19 protein-coding genes are annotated in these 19,974 nt (G+C 59.4%); 14 read left to right on the forward strand and 5 right to left on the reverse strand.

Features of this window, described 5'->3' with window-relative positions:
• Positions 1–8 precede the first annotated feature (8 nt).
• From nuoK to HJW02_RS01005, 4 genes are read left to right on the forward strand one after another with little or no spacing between them, the layout of a single operon-like run.
• Entirely contained in the window at positions 9–326 is a 318-nt protein-coding gene (gene nuoK, locus HJW02_RS00990; protein ID WP_012420642.1) for an NADH-quinone oxidoreductase subunit NuoK, read from the forward strand.
• Between the two features lie 23 nt (positions 327–349).
• Entirely contained in the window at positions 350–2,182 is a 1,833-nt protein-coding gene (gene nuoL / locus HJW02_RS00995; protein WP_102722548.1) for an NADH-quinone oxidoreductase subunit L, read from the forward strand.
• Between the two features lie 21 nt (positions 2,183–2,203).
• Positions 2,204–3,628: a proton-conducting transporter membrane subunit gene (locus HJW02_RS01000; protein ID WP_102722547.1), complete on the forward strand. Its 1,425-nt coding sequence runs from the start codon at positions 2,204–2,206 to the stop codon at positions 3,626–3,628.
• 47 nt (positions 3,629–3,675) lie between these two features.
• Positions 3,676–5,058, forward strand: a complete 1,383-nt coding sequence (locus tag HJW02_RS01005; RefSeq protein WP_102722546.1) for an NADH-quinone oxidoreductase subunit N — start codon at positions 3,676–3,678, stop codon at positions 5,056–5,058.
• Positions 5,059–5,076: 18 nt separating this feature from the next.
• On the opposite strand, the gene HJW02_RS01010 is transcribed toward HJW02_RS01005, so the two are convergent.
• Complete coding sequence (locus HJW02_RS01010; protein ID WP_146018133.1) at positions 5,077–5,331, reverse strand: hypothetical protein; 255 nt, start codon at positions 5,329–5,331, stop codon at positions 5,077–5,079.
• Positions 5,332–5,436: 105 nt separating this feature from the next.
• Here HJW02_RS01010 and HJW02_RS01015 point away from each other — a divergent pair, with 105 nt between their 5' ends.
• Together HJW02_RS01015 and HJW02_RS01020 are read left to right on the forward strand one after the other, a co-directional pair.
• Entirely contained in the window at positions 5,437–6,327 is an 891-nt protein-coding gene (locus HJW02_RS01015) for a DUF3472 domain-containing protein (RefSeq protein ID WP_022396661.1), read from the forward strand.
• A gap of 2 nt (positions 6,328–6,329) precedes the next feature.
• A complete protein-coding gene (locus HJW02_RS01020) occupies positions 6,330–6,482 on the forward strand; it encodes a hypothetical protein (RefSeq protein ID WP_022396660.1) in 153 nt (50 codons plus the stop codon).
• 373 nt (positions 6,483–6,855) lie between these two features.
• Here HJW02_RS01020 and HJW02_RS01025 read toward each other — a convergent pair whose 3' ends face one another.
• Positions 6,856–7,329, reverse strand: coding sequence for a hypothetical protein (locus HJW02_RS01025; protein WP_022396659.1), 474 nt, complete (start codon positions 7,327–7,329; stop codon positions 6,856–6,858).
• Between the two features lie 4 nt (positions 7,330–7,333).
• Positions 7,334–7,879, reverse strand: coding sequence for a putative Fe-S cluster assembly protein SufT (sufT, locus tag HJW02_RS01030; protein WP_102722545.1), 546 nt, complete (start codon positions 7,877–7,879; stop codon positions 7,334–7,336).
• A 330-nt stretch (positions 7,880–8,209) separates the two neighbouring features.
• On the opposite strand from sufT, the gene HJW02_RS01035 reads away from it, so the two are divergent.
• The 4 genes from HJW02_RS01035 to rsgA all read left to right on the forward strand — a co-directional run bounded on the left by HJW02_RS01035 (position 8,210) and on the right by rsgA (position 13,821).
• Entirely contained in the window at positions 8,210–9,985 is a 1,776-nt protein-coding gene (locus HJW02_RS01035; protein WP_102722544.1) for a peptidylprolyl isomerase, read from the forward strand.
• Positions 9,986–10,143: 158 nt separating this feature from the next.
• Positions 10,144–11,502: an MFS transporter gene (locus HJW02_RS01040; RefSeq protein WP_102722543.1), complete on the forward strand. Its 1,359-nt coding sequence runs from the start codon at positions 10,144–10,146 to the stop codon at positions 11,500–11,502.
• 487 nt (positions 11,503–11,989) lie between these two features.
• The gene (locus HJW02_RS01045) at positions 11,990–12,769 is read left to right on the forward strand and encodes a class I SAM-dependent methyltransferase (RefSeq protein WP_022396655.1); all 780 of its coding nucleotides are present in this window, start codon (positions 11,990–11,992) and stop codon (positions 12,767–12,769) included.
• Complete coding sequence (rsgA, locus tag HJW02_RS01050; protein ID WP_022396654.1) at positions 12,766–13,821, forward strand: ribosome small subunit-dependent GTPase A; 1,056 nt, start codon at positions 12,766–12,768, stop codon at positions 13,819–13,821. The genes HJW02_RS01045 and rsgA overlap by 4 nt, the downstream gene beginning before the upstream one ends.
• A 106-nt stretch (positions 13,822–13,927) precedes the next feature.
• On the opposite strand, the gene HJW02_RS01055 is transcribed toward rsgA, so the two are convergent.
• Complete coding sequence (locus HJW02_RS01055) at positions 13,928–14,485, reverse strand: pentapeptide repeat-containing protein (RefSeq protein ID WP_022396653.1); 558 nt, start codon at positions 14,483–14,485, stop codon at positions 13,928–13,930.
• 523 nt (positions 14,486–15,008) lie between these two features.
• On the opposite strand from HJW02_RS01055, the gene HJW02_RS01060 reads away from it, so the two are divergent.
• On the forward strand, positions 15,009–15,665 hold the full coding sequence (locus HJW02_RS01060; protein WP_022396652.1) for a hypothetical protein: 657 nt from the start codon (positions 15,009–15,011) through the stop codon (positions 15,663–15,665).
• A gap of 254 nt (positions 15,666–15,919) precedes the next feature.
• Here HJW02_RS01060 and HJW02_RS01065 read toward each other — a convergent pair whose 3' ends face one another.
• Positions 15,920–16,930: a polyprenyl synthetase family protein gene (locus HJW02_RS01065; protein ID WP_102722541.1), complete on the reverse strand. Its 1,011-nt coding sequence runs from the start codon at positions 16,928–16,930 to the stop codon at positions 15,920–15,922.
• 201 nt (positions 16,931–17,131) lie between these two features.
• Between HJW02_RS01065 and larC the strand changes: the two genes are divergently transcribed.
• The 3 genes from larC to larB are packed head-to-tail and all read left to right on the forward strand — an operon-like array spanning position 17,132 to position 19,891.
• A complete protein-coding gene (gene larC / locus HJW02_RS01070) occupies positions 17,132–18,352 on the forward strand; it encodes a nickel pincer cofactor biosynthesis protein LarC (RefSeq protein ID WP_022396650.1) in 1,221 nt (406 codons plus the stop codon).
• The gene (gene larE / locus HJW02_RS01075) at positions 18,324–19,139 is read left to right on the forward strand and encodes an ATP-dependent sacrificial sulfur transferase LarE (RefSeq protein ID WP_022396649.1); all 816 of its coding nucleotides are present in this window, start codon (positions 18,324–18,326) and stop codon (positions 19,137–19,139) included. The genes larC and larE overlap by 29 nt, the downstream gene beginning before the upstream one ends.
• Entirely contained in the window at positions 19,136–19,891 is a 756-nt protein-coding gene (gene larB / locus HJW02_RS01080; RefSeq protein ID WP_022396648.1) for a nickel pincer cofactor biosynthesis protein LarB, read from the forward strand. Before larE ends, larB begins: the two co-directional genes overlap by 4 nt.
• Positions 19,892–19,974: the final 83 nt, after the last annotated feature.

Below are 19,974 nucleotides of genomic sequence, written 5' to 3' on the forward strand. Positions count from 1 at the left end.
CCATCATCATGATACCTCTTACGCATTACCTGATCCTCTCCGGCGTCCTGTTCGCCATCGGCCTGATGGGGGTGATTGTCCGGCGTGACATCATCGTCATCTTCATGTGCCTGGAAATGATGCTCAGCGCGGCCAACCTGTCACTGGTGGCGTTTTCACGCGCCCAGGGCACCATGGGGCTGCCCAATTACGACGGACAGGCCCTGTCCATCTTCATCCTGACCATCGCCGCGGCGGAAGTAGCCATCGGGCTGGCCCTCATCGTCTCCCTGTACCGGGCCAGGCGCACGGCCAGCACGCAGGACCTCAACACGCTGAAAGACTAAGAGCAACATACCACTTCAAGAACATGTTTAATATTGATATTCAATACACCTGGCTCCTGCTCTTCCTGCCGCTGGTCGTAGCCGCCTTCAACTGGTTCCTGCTGACCCGGCGTCCGAACGTCGCGGCGCTCACCTCCACCTTCTCCTGCCTCGCGACCTTCGTTCTTTCCCTGGGCCTGCTGGACCAGACCGGCTCCGCCTCCTTCTCCTGGCTTCCGATCTCCGATGTCTTTTCCGTTGACCTGGGCTTTGTGCTGGACCCCCTTTCCACCCGCATGATGCTGGTGGTCACGGGCATCGGCCTGCTGGTCCACATCTTCTCCCTGAGCTACATGGCGGAGGACAAGGCGAAAACGCGCTACTTCGCGTGCCTGAGCCTCTTCATGTTCTCCATGACGGGCATCGTCCTGGCGAACAACATCGCCATGACCTTCATCTTCTGGGAGCTGGTAGGCCTTTCCTCCTACCTGCTCATCGGCCACTGGTACACCAGGGACGCCGCCGCAAACGCCGCCAAAAAGGCCTTCATCTGCAACCGCGTGGGTGACTTCGGCTTCCTGATCGGCATCCTGACCCTCTGGGCGCTGACCAACACGCTGGACTTCAGCCTGATGGAAATGCCCGCGGGCCTCAGTGAAACCCTGCTGAACATCACGGTGCTGTGCCTCTTCTGCGGGGCGGTGGGCAAATCCGCCCAGTTCCCGTTGCACGTGTGGCTTCCGGACGCCATGGAAGGCCCCACCCCCGTCTCCGCCCTGATCCATGCGGCCACCATGGTGGCCGCCGGGGTGTACATGATGGTGCGCGTCCAGTACTCCATCGGCGTGGAAGCCTTCCCCGCCCTGGCCTGCAACGTCATTGCCGTCATCGGCGCCGTCACGGCCGTCATCGCCGCCTTCATGGCCACCCAGCAGAATGACATCAAGCGCGTGCTGGCCTACTCTACCCTCTCCCAGCTGGGCTACATGGTCATGGCCCTGGGCCTGCTGGCCGGGGAAGCGGCCATGTTCCACCTCTTCACCCATGCCTGGTTCAAGGCCCTGCTCTTCCTGGGCGCGGGCGCCATCATCTTCGCCTGCCACCATGAACAGGACATCTGGAAAATGGGCGGCATCATGAAGCGCATGAAGCTGACCTCCCTCACCTTCATCATCGCGACCATGGCCCTGATCGCCATTCCGTTCACGTCCGGCTTCTTCTCCAAGGAAGCCATTCTGGAAGCCGCCCTGCACAAAAACCCGGTCTTCTTCTGGATCGGCGCGGGCGTGGCCCTGCTGACCACCTTCTACATGATGCGCGTGATCTTCGTGGTCTTCTTCGGCAAGAGCCGCAGCCACAGCTCGGAACACGCCGGGGAAGTGGGCGGCCTCATGCTGGTTCCCCTGCTGATCCTGGCCGTGCTGGCCCTCATCTCCGGCTACGGCTTCATGGCTGACAGGCTGGTGCCCTTCAACGGGTTCGTTTCCGAAAGCTTCCATATCGGCATGCCCTTCTACGTCTCCATGGGCGCGCTGGTGCTCGGCATCCTGCTGGCGGCCGTTTTCTATGCGGGATCCCCGGCCTCCGACAAGCTCTCCGGCAATGCCGTCTCCCGCGCCCTCGCCAACCGCCTCTACATTGACTGGTTCTATGACAAGGTGCTGGTCAGGGGCATCCAGGGCTCCCTGGCCGCCATCATCGACTTCATGGACCAGTTCATCATCTCCGGCCTCATCGTGGGCGGCCTGGCGCGGCTGACCGCCGCCGTTGGGTCCCTGCTGCGCCGCCTCCAGTCCGGCAGCATGGCCGCCTACACGGCCCTCTTCGGCATCGGCCTGCTCCTGGTCATCTACTTCACCGTCTTCTATTCCTGCTAACCTACCAACCAACCACACACCATGCTTATCTGGCTTGTTCTCATTCCTCTGATTGCCACGGCCCTCATCGGTCTGTGCAAGGCGCCCGCACGCCCGACAGCCCTGCTCAGCGCCGCGCTGACGCTGGCCCTCGGCATCTGGGCCCTGGTTAGCTTTGACGGCTGCTCCTCCTGCTGGTCCCGCTTTGAAGGGATGGACCTCCAGCTCACGCTGGCCCCGGCCCTGGCCAAAGTGATGCTGCTGCTGACCATCCTGGTAACCTTCGCCACCGTACTGGGCACCAACCCGCCCAAGGGAGGGGAAGCCTCCTGGTACAACTCCGCCCTGCTGATTTCCGCGGGCGCCACCGGGGCCTTCCTGTCCGACAACATCATCTCCTTCTTCGCCTTCCATGAACTGGCGCTGATCCCCACCTTCGTGATGATCGGCCTGTACGGGCGCGGCGACCGCCGCACCACGGCCTGGCGAGCCACGCTTTACCTGGGGCTTGCCTCCATGGTGCTGCTGGCCGCCCTGCTGATGATCGGCACGCAGGCGGGCTTCACCTTCTCCGGATTGAAAGACTTCATGGCCGGCGGCCGGGAACTCGCCCATGCGGAGCTCATCGGCGCCCTGCTGATCGCCGGGTTCGGCACGCTGATTTCCCTCTTCCCCTTCCACTCCTGGGCAGCCCCCGCGTATGCCTCCGCCCCCGCCCCGGTGGCGATGATGCACGCGGGCGTGCTCAAGAAGTTCGGCCTGTACGGCCTCTTCATGTTCCAGCCGCTGATGGAAACAGGCTTCCTCCCCTGGACGAACATCCTCCTTGTCCTGCTCGTCTGCAACGTCATCTGGGTAGGCTACGTGACCGTCAACCAGAAGAGGCTGGACCTGCTCCTGGGCAACTCCTCCGTGATGCACATGGGCTACATCTTCCTGGCCTTCGCCGCCCTGGTGGCCTCTGGTTCCGCGGAAGCCAACCCCTGGGCGCTGAAAGGGGCCGCCCTGCTGATGCTGGCCCACGGCCTGACCATCGCCCTGCTCTTCCTGCTCTGCGGACAAATTGAAAAGCAAACCGGCACGCTGGAAATCAACTCCCTGGGGGGCCTGAGCACCAGGCTGCCGCGCATGGCCTTCGTCTTCGGCCTGGCGGGCATGGCCTCCATCGGCCTCCCCGGCCTTGCCAACTTCCCGGGGGAATTCATGGTCTTCTTCTCCGGCTTCGCCGGCTTCACCAACGGCTTCGGCCCCGTCCAGATCGCCACCATCCTGTGCCTCTGGGGCCTGGTCATCGGCGCGGTGTACATGCTGAGGGCCTACCGCAACATCTTCCAAGGGGACCTCTCCAAGGCCGCAGCCTACGCCACGGAACTGCTGCCTTCCGAACGGGCGGCCAACTACTTCCTGACGATCACCCTGGCGGTCTTCGGCTTCTTCCCCACGCTGGTGCTCCAGTTCTTCTCCTGATTCCCCTTCCGAATACAATCCAAGTTTAACCCGATCTTCTTTTACCCATGCAAGCGTATATTCCGGAATTCATCCTGGCCGGCCTGGCGATGCTTATGCTCCTGGCCGAGACCTTCTGCAAAAAGACGCCCAAATTCGTCTTCGGGCTGATTGGCGCGGCGGGTGCCCTGGCGATGCTCCCCTTCTACATGGGGGGACTCTATGACAACGTCTACATCATCCTGGCGCTTGTCGCCACGGCAGTCACCCTGCTGCTGTCCGTGGACTTCCGGGCCGTCATCAACCTCTCTTCCAACGACTCCAAGTCCCAGGACGGCACGGGGGAATTCTACATCCTTCCCCTGCTGGCCTGCGTGGGCATCACCTCCCTGTGCAAGGCCTCCAACCTGGTGGAACTGTTCGTCTCCCTGGAAGTGCTTACCCTGAGCTCCTTCATCATGGTGGGCTACTTCCGCCGGAACCTGGGCTCCACGGAAGCGGGCATCAAGTACCTGATTCTGGGCGCCGTCAGCACGGGCTTCCTCGTCTTCGGCCTGGCCTGGTACTTCGGCGTCACGGGAACCTTCATCTATGACGGAGCCATCGTCAGCCACGCGCTGGCGGGCCAGACGGCCCCCGCCATGTACCTGGCCCTCGCCATGCTGCTGCTCGGCACGGCCTTCAAAATCGGCGCGGTTCCCATGCAATTGTGGATTCCGGACGTATACCAGGGCGCACCCACTCCAGTGACGGCTTTCCTCTCCGTGGCCTCCAAGGTGGCCGGCTTCGCCCTGCTCAGCATCATTCTGGCTCCCTTCGCCGCATTGCCCCCCGTTGAATTCGTCGTGGCCCTGATGGCTGCGGCTACGCTGCTGGTGGGCAACCTGGGCGCCATTCCGCAGACCAACCTGAAGCGCATGATGGGTTATTCCTCCATCGCGCAGGCCGGCTTCATCCTTCCCCTCTTCATCGGCACCATGGACGGGCGGCTTGCCCCGAACGCCCCGTTCTACCTGGCCGTGTACCTGGTCATGACCTTCGGCGCCTTCTTCGCCCTCGCCATGATCCGCATCCAGCGCGGGAGCGAGGAAATCTCCGCCTTCCGCGGCCTGGGCAAGACCAATCCCCGGCTGGCCCTGGCCATCACCATCATGTTCGCCTCCCTGGCGGGCGTGCCTCTGACGGCCGGCTTCTTCGCCAAAATGATCTCCTTCGTGCACGTCATCAACACGGGCCTGTACCTGGGCTGGATGCTCCCCGTCATGATCATCTGCGCGGCCTCCGGCTTCTATTACTACTTCAAGGTCATCCGCTCCATGTACTGGGACAAGCCCGAAGAAGACGCGGACCCCGTACAGGTTCCCGTCATTTCCGGCGTCATGCTGGCCGCTTTCTCCATCTTCATCGTGCTGGGAGGCCTGATGCCCCTCTTCCTGAACCCCATCCGGTAGAACGACATTTCCCGTTCATCATCCCGAAGGCCGTTCCCGCATCCCGTGCGGAACGGCCTTCTTCATTCCGGTAACACCGCAAACCTTCACAAGAGCCAAAGGAATCAACCAGGTGAATTGAACGAAAGCAAACAAAGGGAAGGCCATATCATGGGGGCGTCCTTCCGGATATGCAATTCCGGTTGCCGTAAAGGCTTGCGGTTCTCCCCCAGTTTCATGAATTTCTCCGGAATGCTCATGCCGAAAAAATCTTGAAAAAAGTGCAGTTTCCATGCGAGATTTTCCACAGGGCAAACGTAATTAGCCCGTACTAATTATTTGCTAGCCTCCATCCCTCCGGACGGAGAGCGGCCAACCATCAATCAATCATTCAAAACCATGCGTCTTTTCTCCGCCACAGCCGTCGTTTGCGCCGCCCTGTTCTCCGGAACCACTCTCCTGCATGCCCAGGAAGACCCGGAACTGCTGGCAAAACGCCAGTGCCGTTCCGTCCATGTCATGCAGCAGGGCCACCCGGCCCAGGCGAGCGCCCTGTACAATGAAGTGAAAGCCAAGACATCCGTTCCGGGCACCTACTTCTGCGCCATGAATTTTGACGACGGCTACATCGGCTTTCAGGAACAGTCCAACGGTAAAAAAGTCATCATCTTTTCCATCTGGGACCCGGTGGCCCATGGGGACAACCCCAACAGCGTGCCGGAAGAAGAGCGCACCAAACTGGTAAAGCTGGGTGAAAACGCGCGCTCCGGCCGCTTCGGCGGCGAAGGAACGGGCGGCCAGAGCTTCGTGGACTATCCCTGGACCGTCGGGGAAAACATGCGTTTCCTCGTCTGCGTCAAAAAGATGGGGAAATTCAAGGAAATCAGCGGCTACTACTTCAACAACAAGGACAAGTCCTGGGACCTCATTTCCAAATGGAAAACGCATTCCTCGGAAAAGGAACTTTCCTTCTCCGTCGGATTCGTGGAAGACTTCATGCGCAACTTTGAATCCGCCAAGAAAGCCCGCGGCGCCTTCTTCGGCCCCAGCTTCGCGTACAAGGACGGCAAATGGCACCCCAACACCAGCGTGACGTTCACCGGCGATCCCACCCCCTCCACCAACGTCATGGCAGACATCCAGCCCAACGGTTCCGTTCTGCTCCAGACGGGCGGAGAAACAAAAATGACGGATTTCAAACTGTTCCAGAACCGTCCCCTGCCCCAGGATGCCAATCCTGTCCAGCCTGATGAAGTCGTCACCAGGCTCGTTCAGGAGAACATCAAATAATCATGTCCCTTACCGGCTGGCTAACCATGATCGTTTCCATCGGCGGCGTATTGACCGCCGCCGCATGGGCGTATTACAAGGTGCTCTCCACTCCCAAGGAGACGGAACACCTGGGCAGCCCTACCCCTCCCATGCCGGAGGACCCGGAGGAATAAGGCTCCGGCCCGGCGCATGAACAATTCCCGGTCCGCGGAAACTGCCCGGATTTGTCCTGCCCATCCGGGGATTGCCGCAGCTCCCCCGCGGCCCCCAAGGTAAAACTGAGCGCCAGCGGACTTTTTATCCTGAAAACCAGTACCCCCCTGCCGGACGTTTTTCATTTCAGCTGACGCAGGGCTTGCGGCGCTTCCGCAACGCGTGCCAGCCAAAAACCTGGAACAGGATAAATACGCCGTCCATCTGCTCAATAGCCACGCAAACGCACGACGCACGCGCCAGCCATCCCCAGCGCATCCACGCATGCAGTCCGGGCCGTCCGCCATTCAGGCAGTATCCGGTTCACGGATATTCCTTGAACAATTTTCCCTTTTAACCGTCCGACGGGGGAAGGATGAAACCCAGCCGGTCAATGCCGTACCTGGCGCATTCCTGCCACAGGGATTTTTCCAGGGCTTCCGCCGTCCGGCGGCGTTCCTCCTCCGGCATGCTTTCAAAGTACTCCGGCCCCAGGTGTTCGCTGATGGCCTTGTCCGCCATGCGCGTCACCAGGTCCGCCCAGAAAATGTTGTCCCGGTACTCGTCCAGGCAGTCCTGGAAAAAGGCGTTTTCCTCATATTCCCGGGTGAAGGCGTACCCGCCCAGATCGTCCGCGTAGGCAATGCGGCCCTTCAGTTTGGGCGTGGCGGATAGTTCCTCCATCAGCCGGGAGACCAGCTTTCCCCATGCCACCAGGCGTCCTTCCGCCCCGTCCTGCTGGTTGGAGGCGGCCACCGTGGCGGCGGTGGAAAGCATTTCCGCCAGATCGCGCGCCTCGTCGTCGGATAATTTCAATGTCACCGGCATGGAGTCAGATCAATCCGAGTTTCATCCTGCCTTCCTCGCTGACCATGTCCTGGTTCCAGGGGGGGTCCCACACCATTTCCACATCCGCGGCCTCCACGCCTTCCAGCGCTTCAATGCGGTCCTTGGCCTCCATCACCAGATGGGGTCCCATGCCGCAGCCGGGCGCCGTAAGAGTCATTTTGACCGCCACGTGATGCAGGCCGTTTTCCAGCTCGATGACGGTCACGTCGTAAATCAGGCCCAGGTTGACGATATCCACGGGGATTTCCGGATCGTACACGCATTTCAGCGTATCCCATACCCGTTCTTCAAGCGTGGCGTTTTCATCCAGTTCAGCCGCCTCCGGGGAGGCTTCCGCCGCTTCCGCTCCCAGGGCGTCCGCATTTTCCCGGGAGATGCGGGCCAGGCCATGGTCCGTAGCCACGGTATAGGAGCCGCCCAGTATCTGGGTGATATACACGCGTTCCCCCTCCGGCAGCGTGAGCACATCCCCGCTGGGGATCTGGACCGCCGTCACTTCTCTTTTGAGTTCTACTACCTGGTTCAGCATAAATCCTTGCGATTAAAGGAACATCCGGCTACGGACATGCGCGGGAGGGAACAGGCCCCACGAGGCCGGACCGCCCTGCGGCATCCGGAACCTTCCGCGCAGGAGCAACATAAGGGGTATTTGCATCACCGTCGAGGTCAAAAACTGTTCTGCCGTGACCGGAAACGCCCTTCATGACAGGAAAGCGCATGCCGCAATGTTTTGGAAAAGCCGCCGGAAGCGGAAAGCTTCGTTCTTGCCTAGCGGCGGGAAAAGGTGTAAAAGGTCCGGGCTGTCCAGGCTGCCGTCAGTCCGGGACCGGCCACACGCGCATCTTCAACTTAACATTCCATGTTAGATTACTTACGTAAACATACAATCGTCATCATGGCAGCCATGGCCCTGGTGTTTGTGGGCCTCATGTTCATCGGCGGGGACGTAAGCGGCGGCTCCCTGACCGGCATGTTCAAGCAAACCTTCGTTTCCGTGGACGGCAAGTCTTACGGAGAAAAGGATTACAACAGCATGGGCAGAACCGGCCTGTCCGTGGCTTTCTCCTTCCCTTCCACCTTCGGCCCGCTGCTCCAGGACAATTTCAGCTCGGAAGAAAGCCTGCGGGAACTTTGCCACCTGCTGAAAACGAATAATCCCAACGCCGCTTTCCTGGCCTACCGCGGCATCATCCGCAGGGAGGCGAGCCGGCTGGGCCTGACGCCCAATACTACGGAGATTGACGACGCCATCTGCAACATTCCCGAATTCCAGGATGAGAAGGGCGTCTTCGACCCCCGGAAGTACGACAATTTCATTTCCATGCGCGGCAACATGGGCAAGAAGCTTCAGGAGGAACTGCTGCGCGGCCTGATGGAAGACACCATCAGCCTGGTGCGCATCAAGGATGTGCTGACCGGCGGCATTTCCGTGGAATCCGGCTTTGCCGAAGCCGTGGCGGAGTCCAACAGCCAGCAGATCACGATCAACACCGCCTTCCTGGAAAAGAGCGCCTTCCGTCCCAAGACGGACCCGGGAGAAGAGGAAATCAAAACCTTCTGGGACAAGCACAAGGAAAATTACAAGAACGAGGAAGCCCGCTTCTTCACCGTGTACACCTTCACCCCCGCGGGCGATGCCCAGGCTCCCAAGCCCGGCGATATTTCCAACGCCACCATGGAAACCATGAACCTGGTGGAAAATGACATCTGGGAACCGCTGAACGCCACCAACGGCAGGAACATGGACCAGGCCATCAGTGAAGCCCTGGCCAAGACTCCCGACGTCTGCAAGATGGAGAAGAAGTCCTACACGGCCGTGACGCGCAAGAATGCGCCCCAGGAAATCAACCAGCCGATCAACCAGTCCGCCTCCGACGGACGCAGCGCCACCCTGCTGGACGTGGCCTTCTCCCTGACGGGAGCCCCCGCCCTGAATGCGGATGCGGACGCCAAGGCCATTGAAGAAGCGCGCGCCAAGACCGGAGCCGAACAGATCAGCACCATGCAGGTGCTGGAAAACGGACAGGTCGTCCTGGTCCGCCTGGAAGGCGTTACCCCGGTAAAGGCGCTGCCTTATGAAACCGCCCGCAACAGCGCCCGCGCCGACCTGCTGGAAAGCATGACCGTGGAATCCATGAACAAGGCCGCCGCCGAACTCAACACGGAATTGCAGAAGGCTGAAAAGCCCGTGGAACAGTTCAACGCCATCGCCGGGAAGGCCGGAGCCAAGACCGCCGCCTACGGTCCCTTCATCAATCCGAACGCCCTCCTGAGCAGCGTCAACCTCCAAAACGCCAGAAGCCAGGAAGAACTCCAGGCCCTTCTGGACCGCGCCATGAATTCCCGCCTGGCTCCGCCCAAGGAACTCCCGGTCCCTGAAGAAGTGTTCCAGGCGGTTTCCGTCATTAACCCCGGCCGGATGGCCCAGCCCATCAACACGGGGGACGGCATCCTGCTGACCCAGCTCGTCAAGCGCGAACTGGAGGATACGCCGGAGTTCCAGATCAAGGCCACCCAGCAGATTGCCCCGGCCCTGACCGCCCAGGCCAAATCCATGATCATGCTGGACTGGCTGAAAGCGTGCATCGCCCAGTACAAGGTGGAGATCGCCCCCATCCTGAACCAGGAACGCTAACACCCTTCCTTTCCATGGCAGCCGTCATTACCCCCGTGTCCCGCCGCACAGGGGCGGAATGCCGCCAAAATGCCTTCCTATGATGGCCCCCGCACCGGGGCCATCATTTTTATTGCCCTTGTTCCGCCATCCCTGCCCCCCTTCCCCCTTCATCATCCATGAGCGCCCTCCCCGCCCAGTCCAGGTACATCATCGGAACGGAAGCCTGCGAACGCTTCAGCTTCTACGGCATGAAGTCCATCCTCATGCTGTACATGACGGGCCACCTGCTGATGAGCGAAAACTGGGCCACCGCCACCCTTCACGTCTTCGCGGGAATGGTTTACCTGCTTCCCCTGGCGGGCGCATGGCTGGCGGACAAGGTCTGGGGCCGGTACAAGACCATTCTTTACATTTCCCTGCTTTACTGCGTAGGGCACGGAGTCCTGGCCACGGCGGACCTCTTCCATACCATTGAAGCGCGCCGTTACATCCTGATGACGGGCCTGTTCATCATCGCGCTGGGCGCGGGAGGCATCAAGCCCTGCGTCTCCGCCTTCATGGGGGACCAGATTCCGGACAAATCCCCGCAGTTGATGACCAAGGCCTTCAATGCCTTTTACTGGGCTATCAACCTGGGCTCCTTCTTCTCCTTCCTGGTCATTCCGGCCATGGAACAGCATTACGGGTACAGTTGGGCGTTTGCCGTTCCGGGCATTTTCATGGGCATCGCCACCTTCGTCTTCTGGCTGGGCCGCAAGAAGTACCACAGAACGCCGCCTGAACGCAACAACGGCCGCGCCGGCTTCTGGAAAGTGCTCTTCATCGTCCTGTTCCACGGGGGCTGGAAGAATGCGGAGCAACGCTGCGGAGCTTCCGCCGTGGAGGACGCCCGGCACATCCTGAAAATCCTCTCCATCTTTGTCTTCATCATTCCCTTCTGGTCCATCTTTGAACAGACGGCCTCCTCCTGGGTGGCCCAGGGCAGCAGGATGATTCCCCTTTCCATCCCGCTCCCGGGCGGCGGAGACTGGTCCATCGGGCCGGCGCAAATCCAGGCGGCCAATCCCATTTTCGTGATGGTGTTCATTCCACTGATCACCGTATTCGTCTATCCGAAGGTGGTGACGCTGGCGCGGCCCCTGGTGCGCCTTGGAACGGGGCTGGCCCTGAGCTCCGTGACGTTCCTGATTGTCGCTTTCCTGCAATACAGGCTGGAGGGAGGCGCCTCCATGTCCATCGCGTGGCAATTGATCCCCTACTGCGTGCTCACCATTTCCGAGATCCTGCTCAGCACCACCGGCCTCGAATTCGCCTACACGCAGGCTCCGCTGCATTTGAAAAGCGTCATCACCAGCTTCTGGAACCTCACCATCTTTGCAGGCAACATGCTGGTGGCCGCCATCACCTTTTTCCTGTCCAACGGAGAATCCGCCAACGCCATCTCCACAGACCGCTTCATCCTGTACGCCATACTCGCCGCCGTGGTGGCGGTAGCCTATTCCTTCCGGGCGCGCAGGTACGGAAAGACGGAGTAGAGGAAGCATCCCCGACGCGCGGGAATGACGTTTTTTCCGGCTCCGGAGAACAGCAGACATAATAATGTCTTGAAAAAGACAGCCGGACCGTGCGAAATTCCGGCACGGCCCGCACATCCTGTCCGCGGGCATACTTTCGGGAAAGTATTGGAAATACAAATTACAGAGAAGATATGAGGCGAACGGGGATTTACCCCTGTTCCCCGCCGCACCGGAAAAGTTGCTTCTGAAACAATCTTATCGGCAGCGCATTTCCAGTCCGGCACAAGACGATATATCTTTGCTTCATGTTTAATACTTCATTTAAATCGGCCTCGGCCTTGTAAACAACCGGTACTTTCCGTAGCGGTTGTCCCCTTTTGTTTGCTCCCGGATTATCCCTTCCGGGAGGAAGTTCCGTATTATTGGAATTTCAACGTTAATCTATCTGCCACGATGACGGCGCCGCTGTGCCGTGCCCTCATGGCATACAACATTTACTAAATTAATGAGTAATAAAAACAAAACAATTCACGAATTCGATTTCAATTTCATCTGCGAATATTTCTCGCGCCTGGAACGGCAGGGCCCCGGCAGCCCGGAGGCTACCCTCAAGGCCCTCGGCTTCATTGACAATCTGACCGGACAATCCCGCATCGCCGACCTCGGCTGCGGCACGGGCGGACAGACCAGGACGCTTGCCGCACATGTTCAGGGAAGCGTTACGGGGCTTGACCTGTTCCCGGATTTCATCCGCATCTTCAACCGCCAGGCAACACAGTCAGGCTTGCAGGACAGGGTAGAAGGCATCGTCGGTTCCATGGACAAGCTCCCTTTTGCAGAAGAAGAACTGGACCTGATCTGGTCGGAAGGGGCCATTTACAATATCGGCTTTGAACGGGGGCTGAACGAATGGCGCAAGTTCCTGAAACCGGGAGGCTACCTGGCCATTTCCGAAAGCTCGTGGTTTACCGCGGAACGTCCGGAAGAGATTCACCGCTTCTGGATGGACATGTATCCGGAGATAGACACCATACCCAACAAGATAGCCCAGATACAGAGGGCCGGGTACGTGCCTGTCGCTTCCTTCATTCTGCCGGAAAGCTGCTGGACGGAGCATTATTACGCTCCGCAGGTTCCCGTGCAGGAAATGTTCCTTCATCAATATCCGGGAAATGAAGCCGCCGCGGAATTAGTCGCATCCCTGCGCCATGAAGAGGAATTATACCGCAGGTACAAGGAATTCTACGGCTACGTGTTTTACATCGCAAAAAAGACGGAACAATGATTCATTTAAATGCTTACGGCTGGAATGAGAAGTTAAGCCGGCTCAAACGGGAATCTACGTACAGCGCCCTGCCCCATGGCCGCATCGCCATCGTGCACAGGACGTGTTATGAGATCGTGGCGGAGAACGGAGTGTTCCAGTGCGAATTAAGGGGAAACATGATGTATGAAAAACCAGCCTTTGAACTGCCCTGCACGGGCGACTGGGTGATTTTCCAGCCCTTTGATGAAACGAAAGGAATCATCGTCGATGTGCTGCCCCATGAACGGACCCTGTACCGCAAGAAAAGCGGAACGGTTTCCGACAGGCAGGCCATCGCCTCTTACGTGGACAAGGCATTCATTGTCCAGAGCCTGGATGATAATTTCAATATCCGCAGAGCCGAGCGTTTCATGGTTCAGATATTGGAAGAGGGAATCAAACCCGTACTGGTGCTGAACAAGGCCGATCTAGGGTTTGACAGGCAGGGCATTGAAGAACAGGTCAAACACCTGGAGCGCCGGATGCCTGTATTTTTTACAAGCATTCATGAACCCCAGTCGATTCTACGGCTGCGGGAGTCCATTCCGGAAGGGGAAACAGTGGTGTTTGTCGGTTCCTCAGGCGTCGGGAAAAGTTCCCTGGTGAATGCGCTGTGCGGAAAACCGGTCCTGTCCACCTCCCATATAAGCTCCTCCACGGGCAAAGGACGGCACACGTCCACCCGCCGGGAAATGGTATTGATGGACGGTTCGGGCGTTTTAATAGACACTCCGGGCGTCCGGGAATTCGGCCTGGCGATCGGCCAGCCCGGTTCCCTTGCAGAAGCGCTGGATATTTCCGACTTCGCGGCGGCATGCCGTTTCAAGAATTGCGGGCATATCCATGAGCCCGGATGCGCCGTCCTGGAAGCAGTGAACACCGGCCTGCTGGACCGCGAGGTTTATGAAAGCTATCTGAAGCTCCGGCGGGAAGCGGAATACTTTTCCGCTTCGGAACATGATAAGCGCAAAAAGGGAAAATCCCTTTCCAAACTCGTAGAGGAAGTGAAGAAGCGGAATTCCAAATTCTAACCTGCGTTGAAACGGTGCGGGCATTCCTGAAACGGGAATGCCCGCATTCTTGTTTTACCCGCTATAACGGCCTATTCCGTATTCCAGTTAAACCGTGGCCGCGCTCCTATCCCCTGATGTCAATGTCCAGATGGGCGAGCAGCCCTTCCAGCCCATGCCGGGAAAAGACCGCCTTTTTCAGCTTGCACATGGCGGGATTGATCGAAAAGTTGAAAGAGGTTGAAAAATCGGCTTTCTCCAAATTGGTTCCGACGAAAGAAACCCGTTCCAGGTCACAGCGGTCAAAAACGGATTCCGCCATGTCGGCGTCATTGAAGTACCCCTCATACATCTTGCAGCCGCGAAAAACGGTTTTCCGCAACCTGGCTTCTACAAAGCTGGCATAATCAAGATGCGAGTTTTCAAAGACCAGGCCGTCCGAAAACCTGTCGATGTCCGTAAAGTCTGCGCCAGTCATCTTGCAGTCGGCAAAGGCAACATCCCGGAGGGCTCCCTTGAAGCTGGCCAGCGTGAAATTGCACGCCCTGAACTCGCACTTCTCAAAATCGGTATTCCGGATGACCAGCTTTGAAAAATCACACGCGACGAATACGCAATCATAGTATTCATCATCCAGCTCCATTTCATGGAAATCCACTTTCTCAAAGGTCTCGTTTTCAGTCATATCATGTTGATGGGAGTTGCCGCTCCGTGTTTGCTTCAATGTTCCGGAATCACCGTTTTCCGGGAAGCAGAACGCAGGAGAAAACTTTCCTTCCATACCCGCCGAATTATTCTACTTTCCTTCCCTGCCTTTTAGCATGGAAGCTGGCTGTCTGCAAGCCGTCCCGCCTCCGCGCATGCTCGCAGGCCCGGCTGACGCCTGAGGAAAAAGATAAAACCATTCCGGATGCTCCCTGCCGCCGCCAAAAAACGCGTTGCCCCTCTCCATTTGCTATCTACCTGTTCCCATCCGTATAGTTCCAAACGAGCCAACGCTACACCCCGAATCCTGAATACGGCGCCCTTTTCCAACATGGTTTAGGCGCCTTTTAAAAACCGGATGCCTCCTCCCGCCAAGCCAGCCTTTCCGGAATTTTCCTCCAGCCGTATATCTTCATTCACCGGCTCCATGAACCCCGGTAATCAAGATGACACGGAACCAAAATATACTCGCCTTCTCCTCAGCCCATTACGCAGGCTACGTCATGTGTACCGTTCCCAATACCTATCGGGAGGAGATGGACCGACAGACGTCCCACCCCTCCTGCGGCTTTTACGCAGCCTCCTATGTCCTCAATTGCTTCAATCCTGATGCCGCATGGACGAATATGGAGCTTTTAAAATTGGCCGTTCAATATCCCCTCACCAATCGTGCAGAGGGCTGTTTAAGCGAGGTAGGGGAAGTTTTCCATCCCCACGATTTTGCCCGTTTCATCCATGCGAGAGCCAACGGAAGCTGCTCCGCCGCCTGCCAGTTATTTCATGAACAAACCATCCGGGACACCATTGATCAGGGAGGGTATGCCCTCGTTCCTTTTCAAGTTATCAATGATAAGCAAAACGAAAAACACGGTTTCCCCCGGACTGGCGTCCAGTGGACGGACCTTCCGCATGCACATTGGTGCGTTATTGCCGGATATGCAACAACGGATAACTCCAAACTGCTCGCCAAGCACTGGGGAGAAAACCGGTTATTTGATATAGATGAGCTCGGTAACAGCAATCAAGGGTGTTATCCCCTCCAGCAAACCAATAACATCACAGCACAGCGCGCCTCCAAAGTGCAGTTGCTGCAGAACCAAATCATCACCATCCTGCCCGCACAAGCTTCGCCAGGCCGCCGGAGAGGCTGCGCCTGCTGACCTGCAAGGCATCTTCATCGGTCTCCCGCTCTAAAAAAGCCAGCCCATGGAAACGGATTTTCCGTCCAGTGAAGCAGGGAGGCACGCAGGCCCGGATAGAGGGACCGTTTCATGAGGAAGGAGCCCTGGGAAACGGTCCCGGTTTAAAAAAATGCCACGGAGCCTGCCTTCGTGAACAGCGTTCTGGATTCCAGACAAGTTGCCGAAGTCCATTTCCGGAAACCGTCCTCCCTTTTTAAGGATGTGAATGAAGCTCAGGAGATACGGCAGTCGTTGAGCAACTCGTCCATGTAGAAGGTCATTTCCGCCAGGGCCTCACGGTATTCCGTCTGGGGAAGGAGCCACAGGATTTCACGGGCAGCCTCGTTTTTCTCCAGAGCCACCTGGATCGACTTGTCCAGGGCCTCCGCAAAAACGGGGTTGTCCTGAAAGGCGGAGTAATCCACCACTTCACGGTTTTCAATGGCGTCCCTGAGCGTGGCTTCCACGTTCCTGTCCCCGCATTCCAGCAAGTTGAAGATGGGGAGGGTCAGCTTGCCCTTGGTGGCGTCCGTGTGGAGCGTTTTGCCGGCATCGTCTTCATCGCCCACCATGTCCAGGCAGTCGTCGTAAATCTGGTAGGCCACCCCCAGCAGGTCTCCCAGCTGGTAAAGGGATTCCTCCACTTCCGGGGCCACTCCGGAGATCCACGCCGCGCCGCCCGTAGCGGCGGAGAACAGGGAGGCGGTTTTTTTCCGGATGATTTCAAAGTATTCCTCGCGGGTCATGCTCAGGTCATACAGGCGGCTGGACTGGGCCACTTCCCCCTGGCATACGTCCCTGACGGTGTTCGCCAGCCTGCGGCAGAATTCCGTGCTGCCGAACTCGGTACCAAGCACCATGGCATGGGAAAAGAGAACATCCCCCAGCAGTACGGCCAGGCTGTTGCCCCACAGGGCGTTCGCGGTGGCCTCGTCACGGCGCTTGTCGGCCTCGTCAATCACGTCATCATGCACGAGGGAGGCCAGATGCACCATTTCCAGCAGGGCTCCCAGCCGGATGTGGGCTTCCTTGATGCCGCCCGTGGCGCCGGCTACCAGCAGAACCAGGGCCGGCCGGAGCATTTTCCCCTTGGACTGGCACACTGTTTCCATGTAGTCGGTGACTTCCGGGTCAAAACAGGATGCCTGGGCTTCCACAAACTCAGAAACTTGCTTCAATTCCGGCTTGACCAGTTGAAGATAGTGCTTCTGGGATCGTAATTTCGAAAAGAACGGGATGGACATGATATGGACGAGGGCCGGCGCTGGTCAGCGCCGCAGGAATTGTGGCATATTTGAAGTTCTCTAGCAATGTATTTCACAGGCCATCTTTGCATGGCCGGGCGGCAATGAGCCAAACCCGCGCTGCCGGACGCCGGGAACCCTGCGGAGATAAGGCTCACTTTGACCTTGAGCCGGGATGTTTTCCTTCTACACTGGCCTATCATGAGAGCCTTGGTCTATGATTGCAGCGCGGGCATCAGCGGAGACATGAATCTGGCCGCCCTGATTGATTTGGGCGTGGACAGGGAAAGCCTGGAACGGGAGCTGTCCAAATTGCACGTGCACGGGGAATGGAAACTGGAATGCCGCCGTGCGCAGCAGTCCGGCATCCAGGGAACGCGGATTGACGTACTGACGGTGGAAGAAGGCCATTCCGGCCACGGCCATGCACACCATCACCGGACCATGGCGGATATCCGCAGGCTTATTGGGGCAAGCGGCCTTTCAGACGCCGTAAAGCGGACGGCCCTTTCCATTTTCTCCCTGCTGGCGGAGGCGGAGGCCCAGGTGCACGGCACCACGCCGGAGGAAGTCCATTTCCATGAAGTGGGAGCGGTGGACTCCATCATTGACATCACGGGGGCCGCCATCTGCCTGGAGCTGCTCCGGGCGGACGCCGTCTTCACTGGACCGGTGGAACTGGGCTCAGGCACCGTGACCTGCCAGCACGGAACGATGCCCGTTCCGGCCCCGGCCACAGCCCTGCTGGCGAGCCGCTTCCAGTCCACCCTGAACGGAACCACCCATGAGGCCACCACTCCCACCGGAGCAGCTTATATTGCCGCCCTGGCGCGGCCTGTCCCGGCCCCGCTGGCGGGCCGCATCACCGGAACCGGCTACGGCATCGGCCACCGCCAGGGGCTCCCCCTGCCTAATATCCTCCGGGTGATGCTGGTGGAAACGGAGGAACAGGAGAGTTCCCCGGAATTGCTGACGGAGCTGTGCGCCAATATAGACGACATGACGCCGGAACAGACCGCCTACCTGGCGGAAAAGCTGATGGAGGCCGGCGCGCTGGACGCCTGGCAGGAGTCCATCTGCATGAAGAAGGGGCGCCTGGCGGTCAAAGTCTGCGCCCTGTGCCTGCCGGAACAGGCGGACCGCGTGAGGGAAGCGTTTTTCCTGCACAGCAGCACGCCGGGGATACGCCAGCATGATACGTGCCGCCACATCCTGCGCCGGGAGAGCGCCTCCGTATGCACTCCCCACGGAACGGTGCATGTAAAAACCTCTTTCATGAACGGACGCCCCCATCACCGGAAGGCGGAATTTGAAGATTGCAGAACCCTGGCGGAAAACACCGGACTGCCGCTGGAACAGTGCCAGTTGATGGGGCTTTTCCCCACCCCCTCCCATGACTCCTCCTCCACAGACTCCGTTTGAACGGCTGCGCGCCGTCCTGCTCCCCAGGGAGCGCATCGCCGTCGCCCTGTCCGGCGGGCTGGACAGCAGCGTGCTGCTGGCTGCTGCTGCCAAGGTTCTGGGGCCGGAACACTGCCTGGCCCTGACCGCGCAAACTCCCTATGTAATGGAGGAGGAAGTGCGGGACAGCGCGGAGCTGTGCCGCCGCCTGGGCATTCGCCAGGAGACACTGGCGTTCCCCATCCTGCCTTCCCTTGCGGATAATCCGCCACTGCGCTGCTACCTGTGCAAGCATGCCCTGTTTTCCGCCCTGGCTGCCAGAGCCGCGGAAGCGGGCTTTCCCCTGCTGGCAGACGGCTCCAACACGGATGACCTGGGCGACTACCGCCCCGGGCGCAAAGCCTTGCAGGAACTCGGCATTCTGAGCCCCTTTCTGGAAGCCGCCATGGACAAGGCGGACATCCGCAGCGTGGCCCGCGGACTTGGCCTGCCGGAGTCCGTCAGCGGCAAGCCGGCCTATGCCTGCCTGCTGACCCGGCTGGAGCACAACCGCCCCGTGACGGAATCCCTGCTGCGGCGCGTGGATGCGGCGGAGGCCTTCCTGCGCTCCCTGGGGCTGAAAGGCTGCCGCGTCCGGGTTCACGGGGACGACCTGGCCCGCATTGAACTGCCGGAGGAGGAACGCGGACTGTTCCGGAGCGGGGAGCTTGCCGCTCCCATAGCGCACCGCCTGCGGGAGCTGGGCTTCCGCTACATCACCCTGGACCTGGAAGGATATTCCAGAGGCAGCATGAACGAACCATCATGAATGACATTACCGCCATCCTGCATCAGCTTGAGGAAGGCCGCCTTTCCACGGAGGAAGCGGCGGAAAAAATCCGGGCCGCCACTGCGCCCGCATCTTCCCATACGGATATTGATTACGGCCGCCTGGAGCGCACCGGATGCCCGGAAGTGATTTACGGCGCAGGAAAAACCCCGGACCAGATTGAAGAGATAGCCCGCGGCCTGCTTGCCGCCGGACAGAACGTGCTGGCCACGCGCCTGAACGTGGAGGCGCTGGACTACCTGAACCGCGCCTTTCCGGAGGCGGACATGCACCCGGAAGCGCGCCTCATGCGCATCATGGCGAACCCCGTTCCGCAGACGGAGGGCTTCGTCGGCATCGTCAGCGCGGGCACCTCGGACCAGTCCGTAGCGGAGGAAGCCGCCCTGACGGCGGAATTCCTGGGCAGCCGGGTGCTCCGGTACCGGGATTGCGGCGTGGCGGGCCTGCACCGCCTGGTTTCCCATCTGGATTCCATCCGCCGGGCCACCGTGCTGGTGGCTGTGGCAGGCATGGAAGGAGCGCTTCCCAGCGTGCTGGCCGGGCTGGTAAAAGCCCCCGTGATCGCCGTACCCACCAGCGTGGGCTACGGAGCCAATTTCCGCGGAGTAACTACGCTGCTCGCCATGATGAACTCCTGCGCCAACGGCGTGTCCGTCGTCAATATAGACAACGGTTTCGGGGCCGGATTCAACGCTCATCTGGTCAACAGCCTGGCGTCCCGGCCCCGCTGAATGCCACGGCCGCCGCCCTTCCATGACGGAACCGCCGGCATCCGCCATGGACAGATTCACCGAATGGGCGTTAAATGTCCCAG

This window comes from Akkermansia sp. GGCC_0220 (genome assembly GCF_017566105.1).
In the GTDB taxonomy this organism is placed as follows: domain Bacteria; phylum Verrucomicrobiota; class Verrucomicrobiia; order Verrucomicrobiales; family Akkermansiaceae; genus Akkermansia; species Akkermansia massiliensis.